19 protein-coding genes and 1 pseudogene are annotated in these 18,058 nt (G+C 41.1%); 5 read left to right on the forward strand and 15 right to left on the reverse strand.

Annotated features, from left to right (window positions below; translation table 11 throughout):
* Positions 1-47 precede the first annotated feature (47 nt).
* On the forward strand, positions 48-476 hold the full coding sequence (locus CD004_RS12500; protein WP_102263072.1) for a hypothetical protein: 429 nt from the start codon (positions 48-50) through the stop codon (positions 474-476).
* 110 nt (positions 477-586) lie between these two features.
* Here the strand turns inward: CD004_RS12500 and CD004_RS12505 are convergent, their stop codons facing one another.
* Entirely contained in the window at positions 587-1,201 is a 615-nt protein-coding gene (locus CD004_RS12505; RefSeq protein WP_102263073.1) for a LysE/ArgO family amino acid transporter, read from the reverse strand.
* A 175-nt stretch (positions 1,202-1,376) separates the two neighbouring features.
* On the opposite strand from CD004_RS12505, the gene CD004_RS12510 reads away from it, so the two are divergent.
* Entirely contained in the window at positions 1,377-2,117 is a 741-nt protein-coding gene (locus tag CD004_RS12510) for a class I SAM-dependent methyltransferase (RefSeq protein ID WP_102263074.1), read from the forward strand.
* A 219-nt stretch (positions 2,118-2,336) separates the two neighbouring features.
* On the opposite strand, the gene CD004_RS24455 is transcribed toward CD004_RS12510, so the two are convergent.
* The 6 genes from CD004_RS24455 to CD004_RS12540 all read right to left on the reverse strand — a co-directional run bounded on the left by CD004_RS24455 (position 2,337) and on the right by CD004_RS12540 (position 6,267).
* Positions 2,337-2,765 carry an NUDIX hydrolase gene (locus tag CD004_RS24455; protein ID WP_324781760.1) on the reverse strand — a complete coding sequence of 143 codons (429 nt, stop codon included), beginning with the start codon at positions 2,763-2,765 and terminating at the stop codon, positions 2,337-2,339.
* Positions 2,766-2,775: 10 nt separating this feature from the next.
* The gene (locus tag CD004_RS12520; RefSeq protein ID WP_102263075.1) at positions 2,776-3,159 is read right to left on the reverse strand and encodes an HIT family protein; all 384 of its coding nucleotides are present in this window, start codon (positions 3,157-3,159) and stop codon (positions 2,776-2,778) included.
* A 72-nt stretch (positions 3,160-3,231) separates the two neighbouring features.
* Entirely contained in the window at positions 3,232-3,687 is a 456-nt protein-coding gene (locus CD004_RS12525; protein WP_102263076.1) for an NUDIX hydrolase, read from the reverse strand.
* A gap of 5 nt (positions 3,688-3,692) precedes the next feature.
* Complete coding sequence (locus tag CD004_RS12530; RefSeq protein WP_102263077.1) at positions 3,693-4,409, reverse strand: class I SAM-dependent methyltransferase; 717 nt, start codon at positions 4,407-4,409, stop codon at positions 3,693-3,695.
* A 25-nt stretch (positions 4,410-4,434) separates the two neighbouring features.
* The gene (gene dnaN / locus CD004_RS12535; RefSeq protein WP_102263078.1) at positions 4,435-5,556 is read right to left on the reverse strand and encodes a DNA polymerase III subunit beta; all 1,122 of its coding nucleotides are present in this window, start codon (positions 5,554-5,556) and stop codon (positions 4,435-4,437) included.
* A 114-nt stretch (positions 5,557-5,670) separates the two neighbouring features.
* On the reverse strand, positions 5,671-6,267 hold the full coding sequence (locus tag CD004_RS12540; RefSeq protein WP_102263079.1) for a class I SAM-dependent methyltransferase: 597 nt from the start codon (positions 6,265-6,267) through the stop codon (positions 5,671-5,673).
* Between the two features lie 233 nt (positions 6,268-6,500).
* Between CD004_RS12540 and CD004_RS12545 the strand changes: the two genes are divergently transcribed.
* The gene (locus CD004_RS12545) at positions 6,501-6,704 is read left to right on the forward strand and encodes a thioredoxin domain-containing protein (RefSeq protein ID WP_041965796.1); all 204 of its coding nucleotides are present in this window, start codon (positions 6,501-6,503) and stop codon (positions 6,702-6,704) included.
* A gap of 29 nt (positions 6,705-6,733) precedes the next feature.
* Here CD004_RS12545 and CD004_RS12550 read toward each other — a convergent pair whose 3' ends face one another.
* On the reverse strand, positions 6,734-7,309 hold the full coding sequence (locus CD004_RS12550; RefSeq protein WP_102263080.1) for a hypothetical protein: 576 nt from the start codon (positions 7,307-7,309) through the stop codon (positions 6,734-6,736).
* A 187-nt stretch (positions 7,310-7,496) separates the two neighbouring features.
* On the opposite strand from CD004_RS12550, the pseudogene CD004_RS12555 reads away from it, so the two are divergent.
* Positions 7,497-7,721, forward strand: a pseudogene (locus CD004_RS12555) (DUF3231 family protein); the annotation flags it as partial.
* Between the two features lie 198 nt (positions 7,722-7,919).
* Here the strand turns inward: CD004_RS12555 and selB are convergent.
* The 7 genes from selB to CD004_RS12590 all read right to left on the reverse strand — a co-directional run bounded on the left by selB (position 7,920) and on the right by CD004_RS12590 (position 16,984).
* Positions 7,920-9,803 carry a selenocysteine-specific translation elongation factor gene (gene selB, locus CD004_RS12560; protein ID WP_102263082.1) on the reverse strand — a complete coding sequence of 628 codons (1,884 nt, stop codon included), beginning with the start codon at positions 9,801-9,803 and terminating at the stop codon, positions 7,920-7,922.
* Positions 9,804-10,041: 238 nt separating this feature from the next.
* Positions 10,042-10,983 (reverse strand): formimidoylglutamase, encoded by a 942-nt coding sequence (hutG, locus tag CD004_RS12565; protein WP_102263083.1) that lies wholly within the window; start codon positions 10,981-10,983, stop codon positions 10,042-10,044.
* Entirely contained in the window at positions 10,952-12,232 is a 1,281-nt protein-coding gene (gene hutI, locus CD004_RS12570) for an imidazolonepropionase (RefSeq protein WP_233434863.1), read from the reverse strand. Before hutI ends, hutG begins: the two co-directional genes overlap by 32 nt.
* A gap of 256 nt (positions 12,233-12,488) precedes the next feature.
* A complete protein-coding gene (hutU, locus tag CD004_RS12575) occupies positions 12,489-14,150 on the reverse strand; it encodes a urocanate hydratase (protein ID WP_102263085.1) in 1,662 nt (553 codons plus the stop codon).
* A gap of 28 nt (positions 14,151-14,178) precedes the next feature.
* Positions 14,179-15,699 carry a histidine ammonia-lyase gene (hutH, locus tag CD004_RS12580; RefSeq protein ID WP_102263086.1) on the reverse strand — a complete coding sequence of 507 codons (1,521 nt, stop codon included), beginning with the start codon at positions 15,697-15,699 and terminating at the stop codon, positions 14,179-14,181.
* A gap of 104 nt (positions 15,700-15,803) precedes the next feature.
* Positions 15,804-16,238, reverse strand: coding sequence for a histidine utilization transcription antiterminator HutP (gene hutP, locus CD004_RS12585; RefSeq protein ID WP_102263087.1), 435 nt, complete (start codon positions 16,236-16,238; stop codon positions 15,804-15,806).
* Positions 16,239-16,399: 161 nt separating this feature from the next.
* A complete protein-coding gene (locus tag CD004_RS12590) occupies positions 16,400-16,984 on the reverse strand; it encodes a branched-chain amino acid aminotransferase (RefSeq protein WP_102263088.1) in 585 nt (194 codons plus the stop codon).
* A gap of 194 nt (positions 16,985-17,178) precedes the next feature.
* Between CD004_RS12590 and CD004_RS12595 the strand changes: the two genes are divergently transcribed.
* Complete coding sequence (locus tag CD004_RS12595) at positions 17,179-17,874, forward strand: CotY/CotZ family spore coat protein (RefSeq protein ID WP_102263089.1); 696 nt, start codon at positions 17,179-17,181, stop codon at positions 17,872-17,874.
* Positions 17,875-18,058: the final 184 nt, after the last annotated feature.

Consider the following 18,058-nt stretch of genomic DNA (forward strand, 5'->3'; position numbering starts at 1 on the left):
GGTATACGCCGGGGAGATCTTACTAAAAGATAGAAAGGATGTATTAAATGAATGGAAACGAAATAAAGCCACATATTGACCGTTTGAAAAAAGACCCATCATTAAATGAAATACTTAATTTCACCCAGACATTCCTAAAGAAAATACCAGAAAACGAGAAAGCAGCCGATAAGATTGAAGCACCAAAGGAAAATCAATTGAGTGCAGAAAAAATTAACTCCCTGATGACTACTGCACAAAGCTTTATAAATCCAACTACTTTATCATTGCTTTCAAAGAATTTAAATCAGTCAGAAATTAAAGAAAAGGACTCTGACACTACTAGCTTAAAACATAAAGTCGAACAGCTTTCAGCTGAATGGAGCGAAGTAAAAGAGGAATTAAAGCAAACCAAGATTCAGTTAGCAGAAAAAATTCATCGTCTGGAAGAACTAGAGACTACTGTCCAATATCTTAAACGCCGGAGGAGGCGGTAAGAAGAAATAGAGTCCTTCATTTTCAATATGAAGAACTCTATTTTTTTCCTTCCGAGATTGAATAAGTTTCCTTAGGGGCTCTACTGTTCTGTAACCTTCTCATATGTCTCTTATCCATTAAAAAATATTATCGCCAAATAAATGGCTGTTCCCCACATAATCATCGCGGATAACTTATTTATGATACCGAGAAAACCATTTGATTTTCCTAACCTCCCCACTTGCCGGCCAACGAAGGCAAGTGCAAAAAACCAGATCCAAGATGTTACTATACAGGCCAGCGCAAATGTAATTTTCTCCGGGCCTGCATAGTTAAGAGAACTTGTACCTATCACTCCGATTGTATCCATGATCGCATGCGGATTTAGCAGAGAAACCGAGGCAGCGAAGGTTATTTGTTTTTTTGGGGAAAAAGCTTCCTGTTGAGCTGATACTTCAGAGGTAGTACTTTTCCAAGTTAGATAACCCATGTAAATTAAGAATAGTATTCCGGCTGATAACAGCAATGTTTTTAGCCAGGCAACCTGCAGGACGATGACCGATATCCCCAGAACAGCCAAAGTGATCAAGAGAGTGTCAATTATCGAGGCAGTCAGGATCACTGGTAATACCCTCCTATATTTTTTGTGAATCGATCCCTGATTGAAGACAAATACATTTTGGACCCCTAATGGCAGGATCAAACCAAATGCCAGGATGAATCCATGAATAACTGCAGCTAACATAAACTCTTTTCCCCTTTATCAAACCATCGTTTAATTTCGGTAATACGCTCAATTCAATTCTTAAGTATTGCTGGCATGTGATACGTTAAAACCATTTCAAATCCATACATAAATTTAAAGGAGAATCCTGGATTTTTAAAGAATTATATCTTATTAAGTTTTGGAGGTATTATGTTTGAACAATGACACATTATTAATCAATAAAAAGAGCTGGGACGTGGTCGCTCCTCGATTTTATGGAAGAACGGCACTGCCCGAGTATGGTCCCTTTGCTCCTGAGGAAACTGAGCTTAACCTGTTTGAGAACGTAAACGAAAAAAAAGTTCTCGATATCGGTTGTGGAAGCGGCCACTCTTTAAAGTATATGAACGACAATGGCGCTGCTGAACTGTGGGGGTTGGATCTTTCACATACACAAATTTCAGCGGCAAAGGAATTACTAAAAGATGCAAAGGTTCAATTATTCCAATCACCTATGGAACTGAATCCCGGAATACCCCATGCCTATTTTGATGTTGTCTACTCGATTTTCGCTCTTGGTTGGACGACGAACCTGGAACAGACGCTTAAGAATGTCCATCAATATTTGAAGCCAGACGGAACATTCATTTTCAGCTGGGAACATCCATTATTTAGCCGGATTCAAAATACAGAGGATGGCCTGTCATTTAATAAATCGTACCATGAAGAAGGACCCTATGAACATCAGGCATGGAAACACCCTGCGATCATGCAGCAGTATAAAGTAAGTACATTCATTAATTCACTGGTGGATACAGGTTTTAAAATTGTGAAGATGGTGGAAGAAGTGAGCATCACTGACGAATTGATAAACCGGGATCAAAACAGATGGTATAACCTTGCTAAGGTTGAGTCAATACCTACGACGCTTATTATCAAATGCGCCAAATTATAGCAGAACAAAAAAGGACTTAGGCATAAGTCCTTTTTCGCTTAGTCTTTAATCACCTTCTGCGCGATATACAAAACAGCTAAACTGACAATAAGTAAAAATGCCAGAGTAGATTATATTTTCTCAATCAATCATATGACTGGTAAACGTTAAAGTTGTAGCAATAAAAAGGCTCGAGAAAAGCACCTGAAGGAAACTTGATTTTTTATTCATTTTCAACACCTATGAGTTTAATAGACTAACATATTCCAATATAGCTAAATCCACCTGGTCGATGTGTATTGTCTCTCCAAGGTCCCAGAGTCTTATATCAGTCATTTCTTCATTTTGTTGAAAGGGACTTAGAGAATTAATTTTCGAATAGAATAAAGGATTGAACTTTTCGCCCCCGTTAAGGTGATTTTTCACCCTTGCAAGGCCAATAAATTTAAGATCATCGACTGATTGTCCAGTTTCTTCATGAAGTTCTCTTCGAGCGCAATCCATAGGAGTTTCACCTTTCTCCCTCTTTCCGGCCGGTATTTCCCATTGCTGCCTGAAGGTGTTGTATCCAATCAGATATCTCCCCTTCACTTTAATAATGGCATATGATCCTGCCAGTGGCTGAAATTGCCCCATATTCATCTCTTTTATTTCTAGAATTTCTATCAATTAAAACCCATTATTTTTTTCCGTGATCATTAAGCAACCGTCCTTTTTCGTCACGAACCCTAGCACCAAAATGGACATGCCAGTGCATATGTTTGTTACTTTGGTAGTTTCCGATGTTAGTCGAAATCGTGCAGGCTCCATAATCCTTTTCAAGCATAGAGGCAACCTGCTTCACAACTTGAAGCACATCACTCAAAATTTCAGTTTCCTCACTGGATACTGTTAAAAAGGATAATATATGTTTCTTTGGAATGACTATAATATGTACCTCGTAATATGGTCGAGTGTGATAAAACGCAAGAGTTTGCTCCGTTTCCAGCACCTTCTCTACCTGGGTTTTACCTGATAATACTTCATCACAATAGAAATCTTCCCATCTTTCTTCATTGACCATCTAAACACCTCTTATAATCGCTTTCATCACTAAAAGACTTCATTTGGGGCAAAAACGAACAAGTCTTTTTCACTATTCTATGGCGTTATTTAGAAGATAACATTTTATAAAATCCAGGTAACTTTTTTGCAAGTCTTCAGGCAATTGATCCAAGCTAAAGAACTGAAGATCGATTGATTCAAGTTCATCTATCTCTAGTTCCCCGGCATATTCATTTGTGGAATAGATTGTAGTCACTGAGTAGAGCTCGTCGCCATTCTCTACTTTTAAATAATATTCTGCACCTGAGATTACGCCCTCAAGCTTCAGTTCTCCAATGTCGAGACCCGTTTCTTCTTTTACTTCCCTTCTTGCAGTTTCTTCGAGGCTCTCTCCTAGTTCCATCAATCCTCCTGGAAGACCCCAGCCTCCGTCACTTCTATGCTGTAGAAGTAATTGACCTTTATTGTTAAAAACAAGCACAACAGCTCCTGGCAAAATAAGTGGCCTGTGGCCCACTAGTTTTCTTAACTCTCTGATATATCCCAACTCATTCACTCCATTGTTTCATTTTTGAATAATGCAGCTAATAGTGCAGATGTTCCAAATTGGGAAGATTCAGGTTCCATGTCCCTCATTTTCCGGATTTCAACTGTTTTTAAGTCGTGAAAAATCTCCTTAAGTTTTTCTTCCGTAAAACCTAAACCGCCTCTCATGCTTCTACTTCTATAGACCTCAAAATCGGTAATAGCGGCTCCGCCAAGCTCTCCTCCCAGAACAAAACAGGTTAGCGCGAAGAACCCACCAGGCTTTAAAGCTTTCTTTACCAGATCAATATAGCCCATTCTTCTATGCGGAGGGATATGATGAAAGCAGCCAGAATCATAGACAAGATCGTAGGCACTTTCTTCTATCCCCAAATCAAAAATATTGCTTTGAATAAAATTCACTTGTATACCATGTTCTGTTGCCCTTTCTTTCGCCCAAGCCAATCCTTCTTCTGATTGGTCGACTGCATCCACATGAAAGCCATTCCCGGCCATATAGATCGCGTTCCTTCCTGGTCCGCATCCTAATTCGAGCGCTTTTCCCGCCTTAATTCTCTTCTTTTCGATGTATTCCACTAAATTCTCATCGGGATGATTTTCAAAAAAAGGAACTTTTCTATCTCGGTCAGAGTAAAAATTATCCCAATTGAATTCACTTTCTTCTTTCAGAAGATGATCTAACATTTTTAATAAATCATCATAACTATGTATGGTTTCTTTCATAAATATCCTCCTAGAACTCTATTGTTTAGCCCCTCACCGGTGAAATTAGGTGAAGGTGACGCTTGTTGCTGTTTGGCTTGATCAATATCGGCCTCATCGATCCTGAGAAGTTCAATGTAACCTCTTCTTCGGTAAAAGCCTTTAACGCCTCAATTAAAAAGGTGCTGTTCAACGATAGTGACAATTCTTTTTCACCATGTAATTCAATGATTTGCTGTATTTCTTCAATATTGCCTAAATCCGGGGAATATGAGGTAATCTTAAGGGTGTTTCCATTTATTAATTCCAACTTAACGTTGTTGTTCCTTGATTCCCGGTTAAATAAACTTGCACGGTCGATTCCTTTTAAGAATTTGGAGGTTTGGACAGTAATCATGGTCTTTGGGTCTGCTGGAATGAGAGTGTTAAGATTAGGATAGTTTCCTTCAATTAACCTTGTGTACATTGCAAGATTAAGAGTTTTGAATACGAGATAATTCTCACATATATATACAGTAATTAAGCCCTTAGAATTGTGGAATAACCTCATGAATTCTTTAACTGATGTGAATGGAATTATATAGGAGCCCTCAATATCATTTTCAAGTTCGCTTTCTCTCATCGCTAATCTGTGGGAATTAGTTGCTGCACATATGATTTTGTTATCCTGTAACGTGACCAGCAATCCGGTCAGAACAGGGCGTGTATCAATTGACGAAGCAGCAAACGCCGTTTGGCTTACCATCTCATTTAAAAGATGGCCAGGTATTTGAACACTCTTACCAAGATCCAGGACTGGAGTGTTAGGATAGTCATCAACGTCAAAACTGCTTAACACTACAGAGATTTCCTCAGTCTTTATTGATAATTTATGTAGATCAATTAGCTCAACCGTCAGTTCTTCAGGTAGCTTTTTCACCAATTCAACTAAATATTTGGCCGGTACCACAACGCTTCCTGATTCATAAACACTTAACTTCCCATCAGCTTTGGGAGGGATTGTTTTTTCAACAAAATATAAATGGTTACTTACGATAAGTGTCAATCCTTCAGCGTGGGCTGTCATTTTCATTCCGTTCATGATTTGCGGTTCTGCTTTAGCAGAAATACTCCTGCTTAATTCAGTTAATGCTTCATAAAAACTGCCTCTATCAATTTTAAATTTCATGACCTTTGTCCCTTCATTTCACCTATATATTCAATTCGACAAAACTTTGGAAAATCCTTGTAAAAACAATAAAAAGCGACCTTCTTTTTAGAAGAATCGCTTTGTATAAATCCTTTACTTTTCCAAAATCACCTGGATCACATGACCAACTCCGGTATGCAATTGACCTTCTATCCTTTCCTTTTCTCCATAGAAGAAATGGATTGTTTTAAATCCTTTCAACCAGTGTAACAGGGCTGCCGGATCGTAAAGCATATCTGCTGTTTTGGGTCCGCCTGTTCCATATTGGACCTGGTCCTCGGAGTATACTTCAAGCATGACTATTCCACCTGGTTTTACAGCCGATACTAATTTATCAAACACAGTCTTTTGGTCCTTCTTAGCAAAGTGGCCGAAAACCATGATCGCTGCGTCGAATTCGGTATCTGGTACTGAATCGTGAATTAAATCCTTCTGTTCAGTTTTAATTTTCACTCCATTGCTTTCAGCCAGTGCTTCTGTTTTCTTCAATCCATTCAGCGCATAGTCGTAAGCTGTGACGTCAAGACCTTGTTTCGCAAGGTATACAGCATTCCTGCCTTCTCCTTCCGCGAAACAAACAACCTTCCTCCCCTTTTCCAGCCTGTGTGCCTGGTTCCTTATGAATAAGTTTGGTTCCTCACCATAAACATATTGTTCAGTCCCAAAACGTTCATTCCACGAATTGCCCATTCTATCACCTCTCCTTATTATACCCATTACCCTTTTTATAGTATGATTACTATGCATAAGGCTATTCTATTTTTAATGGGTATCAAAAAGATAGGGAGGTATATTAAATGAGAGAACTAACGACAATGGATGAAGTTAAAAGCTTGATCAGTGACAATGAATTAAGCTTTATTTATGTATTGACCGACAACTGAAGTGTCTGCCACGGTCTGCTTCCTCAGGTCGAGGAAGTGATGAAAGATTTCCCTAAAATCGAAACCGGGTTAGTAAATGCGGGAAAGGTCGAAGAAATAGCAGGATTCCTAATGGCATTCACTGTTCCCGTCCTTGTACTCTATGCAGATGGACGTGAGTATTTAAGGGAAGCCCGGATTGTCCAGGTTGAAAAGTTACGGGATGATATCACTAAAATATACGAAGGTTTTTTCGGGGAATGATCAGGAGCTTGGAATGACCAAGCTCTTTCTCATTCAGGTAAGTTAAGAAAATTTTCATATACTAATTTCCCGTCAGAGGAATATCCGGAAATCTTTTTTATATCGCCTTTGAAACCATCTGATAAATGGTACCAGATTTTCCTATTATCACTAGTTAATATCTCTGCATTATACTTGTCATGATTGACCTCTAAAATGACCTTCGCGATTTCCGCGTCATGTATTTCTCCGATGAATACTGTCTTGTATGTATTATTTCCTTTTGAGGAGTAGTCCCCCATCAACCATGTTGCAGTCCCAAAGGTTACAGACTCCGGTTTTCCGGATGCTGATTGTTCAAAACCAGACGCGCCTCTGTATTGCCATCCTTTATTTGTATTCACATACTGAATGATGCCATACCCATTTATTTTTAGGTAAATAGAAAATGCATCCTCACCCATTATTTTTTCAGTATAGATTATGTTGTCGGTATCGATTCCACTGTCCATCATTGCCTGTTCGATTGTCTGTTGGTCTTGTTTGATGTCATTTGGTTGATCGTTATTGCAACTAGCAATTAACAAGCTCGTTGTAACAATAATCGCTAAAGCCAATTTATTCAAAGAATCATCCTTTCACTTATACTGTAACATATTTATTTAAAATCAATCCTTCTAAATAATATTACCTTTTTGTGAACCAACGGAAGATTTCTGAAGGTTTATTCCTTCCATGAGTAATTCGTAATCCAATTCCCTATACCTTTATTTTACATACATAAGAGTGTATGAATGCTTCATGAAAATGCAAAGATTCAGTGACCCTAAAATTGCCGCTGCTGTATCAAAGGATGTTGCGGAAGGATTGGTAGCCGCCAGCACAATGATTGGCCAATCCAGCAGGGAAGATATTGCTGTAATGTATGGCCAGTTCCATATGGCTAAAGCTCAATTCGGAGCTAAGATGCTGAAATTGAATAAAACAAAGGGATGGTTAATTCCTCCTCCATTGCAAGTTAAATCTACAGAGAGTTAAATAATTTTATTATGTAAACCTTTAAATTAAAACAGCAGAACCTCGAGGGTCTGCTGTTTTGATTCAATCATTGAATTTGTATGAAGGGTACTCCGGTTAGGACAAAAACAAGGTACAAACATTTAATAAGCTACTCTAAAGGAATACCATTAAGACAATGTGCCAGAACAGAACCGTTTAACAGTCTATTTGATGGGTTTATTTCTTCCAAACCCTCTTGTTTTCAACTCTTCTTGTATAACCAAGAGCATCAAGACGCTCCAGGAAAGGAATCATGTATTTCCGCGATAACTCCACTGCTTCCTTGGCCTGAGGTACTTCAAACTCATCTCCAGTATGCTTTTTGAGCCTCTCAACCGCATCAGCAAAATGAGCGCCATACCAGGCATATTGATCATCAAGCAGGACGATTTTCCCCTGATCTTCGAGAAAGCGTTTTAACTCAAGTGCAATGGAGTCAGGGATACCCGCATTTTTTATATAATCATTCAGATAAGCAACCTTCATGCCATCTTCTTTAAGTTCGTTAAGCATATTCTCTGTACGCTTCACCCAGTTTTTCGGGACATGGGGAACAAAGCTTGAGAGGGAAATATACTGTTCTTTCCTGGAAAATAAGCCCTTGTTGATGCCGTTGTCAATAATGAATTCAAGCAGGGTTTTAGAGAATGTTTTTTGCAGTGATTGAAGCAGTTCAGCTTTGTTCATGCCAGTTCGCATAGGGTTTTCTTGATGGTAATCATCTAGACGGTCCTTGATATCTACTTCAATGACTTCGACTACTGATACAAGCGCGTATTCCTTATTCGAAATCCGGACGAATTGTTCATCATTCAAGTTGGTCAAAATCGATCCTTCATCAAGTGCAGTTCGTTTTATCAATTCTTCGACAGATAAACTTTTCGCTTCATATAAAGCGGCATTGATTCGTTCAATTGGTGTGCCTGCCTTCTTTTTCTCAAGCTCTTGGATTGTCTGCTGTCCAAATCGATATTTATTTCCACGAGGGTCTATTACCCAACCGCCGCCAATCGTTTCCTGCGGACTTGGCCGGCGAACGATGAAACGGTCTCCGCGCTTCGTGACGATTTTTTCATCAAGACGGAGCTGACAAAGTATCTCCCCGTTGTCCTCTTTTAGTTCATTCCTGTCAAAAAAGACAATCCGGCCCATTACTTCGGCAGTACCAATATGGCATTTGATTGGGGTCCTTTGTTTTACCAAATGCTCAAGGTCCTCAACAACCCTGATTGCAACATCGATAGTATTCGTTACGATAAAATGTTCAGAAGAGACAAGGACTTCACCCCGTTCAAGATCATCTTTTGAAACACCAGATAGATTGATGGCTGCCCTCTGCCCTGCGTAAGCCTTCTTTGCTGATTGATGATGTACCTGCAGCTGACGTGCTCTCACTTCAATACCGGACGGTAAAACTTTTAAAAGCTGACCCTCTTCAACTGTTCCTTCATAAACAGTACCCCTGACAACGGTACCTTGCCCTTTAACCGTAAATACCTGATCAATCGGCAGGCGGAAAGCCCCCTTAGCATCACGCATTTCTTGCTCTTTCAGCGTTTCAATGATCAAGTCTTTTAATTCATGGATGCCTTTTTTAGATAAACTATCGACCATCATAAAAGGGGCATTTTCAAAGACTGACCCTTCAAGCTCACTTAAAATATCGTCTTTCACAAGTTCTATGAATTCCTCTTCCACCCTGTCGGTCTTAGTGATCGCAATAATACCCGAACGGATGCCGAGGAACCCTAATATATCCAGATGTTCCCTTGTTTGTGGCATGACACCTTCATCCGCAGCAACCACCAGTACTACAAGGTCGATTCCTGCAACGCCGGCAATCATCTGGCGGATGAACCGCTCATGTCCAGGCACATCCACGACGGAAATTTGCAGCTCTTCATTCTCATATAATGGCGCAAAGCCAAGTTCAATTGAAATTTGCCGTTCTTTTTCTTCTTTCAGGCGATCAGTATCCACGTTCGTCAACGCCCTGGTCAGCGATGTTTTCCCGTGGTCAATATGACCTGCCATCCCAATGGTAAAATACCTCTTGCTCAAAGCTTACACCTTCTTTTGATATGTATAAAATAACTCTAACTTTAAAAGCTAAATAGTTCAAGCAACGAAAATTAGACAATTACATTTCTGCAAATCCTTTCTAAACGCTCGAGAATAATCATCCAGTGAAAAATTCACCTTCTGTCTATAGTTATTTCATAACTACATCTTAATAATTATCTGAAAAAAATCAGCCTGCAGACAAATAGAATGGTCTGCAGGCTGTTTAGTATGAGTATCAGTTGTACATAAAACGAAGCATGGCGGCAGCTGCCAGCCTGCTTGTTATATCACGGAAGTCTTTCGAAGGATCTATTTCTACGATATCCATCGCCTTAACTTTTTCATAGGAAGCGGCTGTTGCAAGACTAGCAAGTAATTCCCTGCTTGTAATGCCACCCGGTCCAATTGCCGGGCACCCAGGTGCGAAAGCCTGATCAACGACGTCCATATCAACAGATAGGTAAATTATATCTACTAATTCAGATAGTCTTTCTATTTCCTTTTTAATGATAGGAATAATCCCTGTAATCTCTATATCTTCCATTGTATAGACAGAAATCCCTTTTTCTTTTGTGTAATCGTGATATTCTTTCGCATTTGCATAATCACGAATCCCAATTTGGACAAGGTTTTCACCCTTTAAGTGACCACCATCAATAAGACTTCGGAATGGTGTGCCATTTGTGCGTCCGCCATCATCAAGATTCCTTACATCATGGTGTGCGTCCCATTGAATAACCCCTACTTCTCCGTAATACTCTTTGAAAGCGCGTATGGAAGGATAGCTGACACCATGGTCTCCGCCAAGCATGATATAACGTTGACAGGCGTTATTCTGAAGCATCTCCTTAACACTCACATAAAGTCTTTCAATGGATTCCTCCAAATCAGTTGGATGGGTATGCACGTCCCCAAAGTCAATGATGCTAATAGCCTTGTAGTCTTTCTCTTTTTCACCTGAAAAAGTGGAGAATGAACTCATGCTTGCCCTAATTGTTTTCGGTGCATCTGAAGCCTGTGATAAAGAAATGGATGTTTTAGAGAATGGAAGACCGATTAAGCCTATCTCACCTTTCTCCCCTTCAGAATAAGGTTTAAGACGCTCATTGACCTTTGTGACGAACCGGTCCTTGAAAACCGCAGGCTTACCTGGATGGAGATAACTGAATTTCACCATAAGGAGTCCTTTCCCAAAGTTTCTTACCAGAATGGTAAACACTTTGTGCGTGATTCACACCAAAGTGGTATGGGATATATTTATAGTTAGGCACGTCCCAGATGACAAAATCAGCTGATCGACCTTCTTCTAATGTCCCTGCCTCGGAGGATTTTCCGATCGCATGGGCAGCATTGACTGTGACTGCGTTCCAGATTTCTTCCGCAGACATCTTCAACTTTAAAGCTGCCAGTGACATAATCATCTGCAGATTCTCTGTAACACAGCTTCCAGGATTAAAATCTGTCGCCAAAGCGACTGCCGCCCCTTCATCAATCATTTTTCTTGCGCGGGCATAATGGTCCTTCCCCAGGTAAAATGTCGTTCCAGGAAGCAGAACAGCTACTGTATCCCCTTCGCTTAGCTGTCTAATTCCTTCATCAGAGGCGGCAACCAGATGGTCTGCACTTGCTGCCCTTAATGACACAGCAAGTTCTGTACCGCCAAGCGGATCAATTTCATCCGCATGGATCTTTAAGCCAAACCCTTTTTCCTTTGCCTGCTGTAAAAACTTCTTTGACTGTTCGATGGTAAAAACACCGGTCTCACAAAAAATATCCACGAAATCGGCAAGTTCGGCATCCTTTATATCATCAAACAGTCGGGCCATTTCTTCCAGGAACTCATCCTCTTTCCCTTTAAATCCGGGTGGAATAGCATGGGCGCCAAGGAAAGTCGAAACTACAGTGACAGGGTACTTTTCCTTTAATTTCAGGACCACCCTAAGCTGCTTGAGCTCTGTTTCAGCATCCAGTCCATATCCACTTTTAGCTTCCAGAGTCGTAACTCCATAAGAAATCATTCTCTCAAGATGGAAGGAAGCTTTTTCAAACAATTCCTCCTCTGTAGCTTTTTTAGTGGATTCTACCGTCGATAAAATCCCGCCTCCCTGAGCGAGGATCTCCAGGTATGGGACTCCAGCTTGCTTCAATGATAGCTCATGTTCACGAGATCCCCCAAAAACCAGATGAGTATGCGGATCAACAAGACTAGGGGAAACAACTTTTCCCTGGGCGTCAATTCTTTCTGAAGCCTTTAGTGATTCGGCTTCAAGACTTGAACCCAGCCAGGCAATTTTCCCATCCATAATTCCTATTGCTGCGTTTTCACTTATGTTCAGCTCTTTCATTTCCTGCCCCTTCAAAGGCTTATCAGAGCTTTTGGGTAAAATAAGCTGGCCGATATTGTAAACTAATAAATCGTATGTCAATCTTCTCCACCCTTTCTTTCTCGAATTTGGCTGTTGATTTCCGTTCAAGAAGCATCGCTTTCCGCAGGATTGATTAAGTTTCCTCGATCCTGCCCACGCACGAGCTTGCGAGGAGTCTTCGCGCCTTCCACTACAATCAACATTGCTAATATACATTAAGCTTCTTAAACGTTTATTAAAATTGCGACCGATTAGTCATTTAATAGCACCTGGCAATGTTTGATTTTAATCAGTCCAAACACCGTCTCTTTACAATTTAAGGGAGCATCGGGATGTCGACGCCTTTTTCTTTAGCTGTTTCAATTGCTTTATCATAGCCTGCGTCCGCGTGGCGGACTACTCCCATGCCTGGGTCGGTAGTCAGTACTCTTCTGAGTCTTTCTTCAGCAAGGTCTGTGCCGTCAGCAACTACGACCATTCCTGCGTGAAGGGAATATCCCATGCCAACTCCTCCGCCATGATGGACAGAGATCCAGGAGCCGCCGGCTGCGACATTGACTAGTGCATTGAGGATCGCCCAGTCGCCGACTGCGTCGCTGCCGTCCTTCATTGATTCCGTTTCCCGATTCGGAGAAGCAACCGATCCACTGTCTAAATGGTCTCGTCCTATTACAATCGGCGCTTTCAATTCACCCTTTCGAACGAGTTCATTGATCGCCAATCCCATTTTCACCCGCTCACCATAGCCCAGCCAGCATATCCGTGAAGGCAGACCCTGGAATTCAATTTTTTCCTGGGCCATGTCAATCCAGCGCTGAAGGGCTTTATTTTCCGGAAATAGCTCCTTGATCAGTTCATCTGTCCGGTGGATATCAGCAGGGTCCCCTGATAAAGCTGCCCAACGGAACGGCCCTTTTCCTTCACAAAACAGCGGCCTGATATACGCAGGAACAAAACCAGGGAAATCGAAAGCATGCTCCTCTCCATGATCCTTGGCAACCTGACGGATGTTATTGCCGTAATCAAATGTCACTGCGCCTCTCCTCTGGAATTCAAGCATGGATGCGACATGCTTAGCCATTGAAAAAGAAGATTGCTTTACATATTCTTCTGGGCTTTCCACACGAAGTTTTTCTGCTTCTTCCAAAGTCAGACCAACTGGAATATATCCATTCAACGGATCATGAGCAGATGTCTGGTCCGTAACAATATCAACTTTAAAATTCCTGGACAATAATTCAAGATGAACTTCCGCTGCATTTCCGATCAGACCTATTGATAGGGCTTCTCCTTTATGCTTGGCTTCCTTCGCCCACTCAATGGCTTCATCGACTGAATTTGTCATCCTGTCGCAATAACGAGTATCAATTCGCTTTTTGATCCGTTCTGGATCGACCTCAACGGCGATACACACCCCATCGTTCATCGTGACCGCGAGAGGCTGCGCTCCACCCATGCCTCCAAGTCCAGCTGTAAGCGTGATCGTATTTTTCAAGGTACCTCCAAAGTGCTGTCTCGCAACCTCGGCAAATGTTTCATATGTGCCTTGAAGGATTCCCTGAGAACCAATATAAATCCAGCTTCCTGCAGTCATTTGCCCGTACATCATCAAGCCTTTTTTATCAAGTTCATGAAAATGGTCCCAATTCGCCCATTTAGGAACCAAGACGGAATTGGATATTAAAACTCTTGGTGCGGCCTTATGCGTTTTGAAAACAGCCACAGGCTTACCAGATTGGACCAGCATCGTCTCATCATTTTCCAGCCTGCGAAGCGTTTCAACAATTGCGTCGAATGCCTCCCAATTTCGTGCCGCTTTGCCAATTCCTCCGTAAACAACCAATTCCTCCGGCTTTTCAGCTACTTCGGGATCAAGATTGTTATAAAGCATCCTTAATGCAGCTTCCTGCTCCCAGCCTTTACATTCCAGTTCAAGACCTTTCTTTGCTTTAATATTGCGTTTTGCTTCGATTGCCATTTATTCCACTCTCCTCAATTTTTTGATTTTAAACCAGGCTTTCCTGTCTTTTTATAGCTGTCCACTGCAGATTATTTTTTTTTAGCCATTCTGCAAGTCTTTCGATATCTTCAGAGAAAATCCTGTCCTCAGTAATGGAAGGAACTATTTTTCTTGCTTCCTCATAGAAGCTCCTTGTTTTCGGTGCCATTTTTTCTACACCACGATATTGGACTGCCTGCAGGGCACAAATACATTCAATCGCCAATACACGTCTGACGTTTTGGATAATACTGTGTGCATGACGAGCAGCGATGGTTCCCATGCTCACATGATCCTCCTGATTGGCAGAAGATGGAATCGAATCTACACTCGCAGGATGAGCGAGAGTCTTATTTTCAGAAACTAGTGATGCAGCACTGTATTGCATGATCATCGCACCAGACTGAAGTCCCGGTTGGGGACTCAAAAATGGCGGCAGGTCATTTAATTGCGGGTTTACCAGTCTTTCAATCCTTCTTTCAGAAATACTCGCAAATTCAGCAACAGCTATTTTCATAAAGTCCATTGCAATCGCAATCGGCTGGCCATGGAAGTTCCCACCAGAAATGACGGTTTCTCCTCCGTCAAAAATGAGAGGATTATCCGTTGCTGCATTCATTTCAATTTCAAGCTTTTCCTTTACGTAATCAAGAGCTTGCCATGAGGCACCATGTACCTGAGGAATACATCTTAATGAATAAGCGTCCTGGACCCTTTTTTCGCCCTGGCGAGTCGTCAGGTTACTGCCAGCCAGCAAATTTCTCATACGCTCCGCTACATCCATTTGCTGCTGATACCCGCGTGCTTCATGAATCGCTGGGTGGAATGCATCAATGACACCTTCCAAACCTTCCATTGTAAGGGCTGCAATCCATTCTGATTGATTTGCCAGATCATTTGCTTCAATCCAGTTGACAACTCCCATTGCCGTCATTGCCTGGGTTCCATTAATCAAGGCAAGGCCTTCTTTTGCCTGTAATACAATTGGCTCAAGACCTTCTTTGCTGTATGCCTCTTCTGTTGTACAAACCTTTCCCTCATAGAACACCTTGCCCTCACCTAACAATACTAGCGCCAGATGGGATAATGGCGCTAAATCACCTGAAGCACCAAGCGAGCCTTGCTGAGGGACAACCGGATGGATCTGCAGGTTAAGCAATTCCTTAAGCCTCTCCGCGATTATCGGCCTGATTCCGGAAAATCCTTTAATCAACGCATTGAGTCTTAGTAAGACCATGGCACGTGAAACCACCTCTGGAAATGGTTCTCCTACGCCGCATGCATGTGACCTGATCAGGTTTAGCTGTAATGCATTGACATCCTGTTCATTAATGATGACATCGCTGAATTTGCCGAATCCTGTATTGATTCCATAAATAGTACGCTTGTCTGCTACGATTTTCTCTACTGCTTCCCTGCTTTCAGCAACCCTCTTCATACTATCGGGACTGATAGAGACTGCCTCATCGAGATAGCAAATCTGTCTGATTTGCTCCAAAGTTAAAGTTTCACCTGTTAAAACAACCATTCTCGTGACCTCCTGATCGATGGATTAAATAAAAAGGAGACGACAATGGCATACTTAAACCATCATCGCCTCCTACTGACTAGTGGACTATAGGCAATGCAACTTTATATATGATTGATTCCTAAACCGACCGTTTCGTGTTCTGAACCTTTTACAGGAGCGCCAATCGTTCCATAAAAAGCGACGGCAATCCATTCTCCTTCACCTTCATCTGTAAAAGGTGTTCCACGGACAACGGCAAAGCGAAGGCCGACAGTGCGGCTCATCTCCCCAATGGACAAATGACCTCTTGTAACTCCCTCCATGCCTTCCATGATCGCATGGTATAGTGCGTGAGTTTCACGGTACAAATTGGGATGGATGAGACCATGGCGTTTGGCAGCGGTTTCCACTGCAGAAATAACTTTTTGCATGTTCATCGATCCTACCTTGCCAAGGCAATAGCTTACATCTTTTAGGGTATCCTGAAAAAAAGCCATTTCTTCTTCTGTAAAAGATGCAAGCAGGACCGCTGTTTTCCCAATCGCAATTTTGCTCATGACTGACCCCGTTTTCTGAATTTTAACTATTGACTAATAACTTATATTAATTTTATGTTTCTATGGTGTTAATGTCAACCCATATGGTAAATTTTAGTATTCTAATATAGTAGTATGTTATCTTGTTAAAGTATTAAAAAAAACGCCAAAAAGGCGCTTGGTTATTGCTTATTTTCAACTGACTCAGCCAGTCCGAATAGAAACCCGTAAATTAGAGTATAAGCTTCTCCAATGGATAAATCCTCCGTGTATTCAACAAGCCCATTCAATGCAAAATTCAGACTCCATACTCCTTCATTGGCGTCGAACATCAAATCATACCTAGAACCTTCACCATGGAGGTTCTCCTCTAAATATTTCTTGATGCCAGATTCATATTTCTTCTGAAGCTTAAGTCCCAGCATAACATCATATGTTTCGAACACATCATCTTTTTCAAGACTGACTGCATCAACATCGATCACGTCAAACCATTTGGATTCCAAATACATGAATTCATTTTTTTGCTTTTTAAAATAACCAATTGGCTGATTCAGAAACTCGGATGTTTCTTCACCAAGGAACTCTTCAGTTTCTTTGTTGCCTCTTTCAATATAAGCTTCCTCAAAACGAGCATCAGGCTCTAATTCTTTTGTTTGGACTCCATGAAGCAGTCCTTGACGTTCTGCATATTCCTTTTCTTCAGTATGTAATTCAACAATATCCTTTTGTGATGTTATATACTTCTCTAACTGTTTTTTCAACATATGTATGGCCTCCAAATTCTTTTTGCTGCTATTTATATTGAATGGTAATTTTGCAAATAGCAAATATTCTTTATCAGTTTTCCCAAAACTTAATAAGAATTTCGCCAGTATAGTCACCTCCCCATACAAACCACTGCTTTTCCCCATATCCTGTTAATACATCACCACTCTATAAGAAAGGAGAGGCGCGTTTTATGAATTATTATTACAAAGATGATCATCGACCTGACGATGATTACGCTCATGACAACGAAAAATCTAAGCACCGGGATAGGGATAAACACAAGGATTGGGATGACCACAAGGATTGGGATAAACGAAAGGTAAGAGATGAGCACAAGGAAAAGAAAAAGCATAAGGATTGGGATGATGACTTTCATGACTGTGGCTGTAATAAAGGGCACCATGATGAAAAACATTCCGACAAGTGTATATGCAAAAAAGTCAGGGACATAAATGAAGCACAGCACAAGGTAAATCAAAGAAAACACGGTTGTGATGTAAGCTGCGACCGGTCGATCAAAGAACTGCTTAATCAATGCAAGCAATCAAGCTTCGATACAATACCGTTCAAATTATTATGTGGGTGCAGCAAAGGTGACTGCGAGACATTCGTTGGTACAGGTGTAGTAAAAATCGATGGCTGCTTTTTTGATATCAAGTCTAGTTTTTTCCGGGTTGTTGACTTTGTGAAAGGATCTGACTGCTGCGCGATTCTTGAACTGCTCTGTCCGGAACGATGTGAAGGAAAGCATCACGGTATCGAAGGATTCACAAGGACTGGAGCTTGCTTTGAAGTTGATTTGAAGGATTTTGTCGGCATTACTTGCTTCCCTCCTGTAAAAGCGAAGAAGATGGATCCTAAGAAGATGTTATGCTCTCGACGCTAAAACAAGGATATAACAGTGGATTTTTGATTTAGATCTGCAACCCCACATCAAGTGGGGTTGCTTTATTTATCATTTAATCACATTTGTCCCGAATTCTCTTAACATTTTCACTGCTAATAAAAAAATATGTGATTGCCCTCTATCATTCGTCTATTCCTTTGCTGTAGTACTGGCATATATAAAT

The organism is Mesobacillus jeotgali, from assembly GCF_002874535.1.
Taxonomy (GTDB): domain Bacteria; phylum Bacillota; class Bacilli; order Bacillales; family Cytobacillaceae; genus Mesobacillus; species Mesobacillus jeotgali.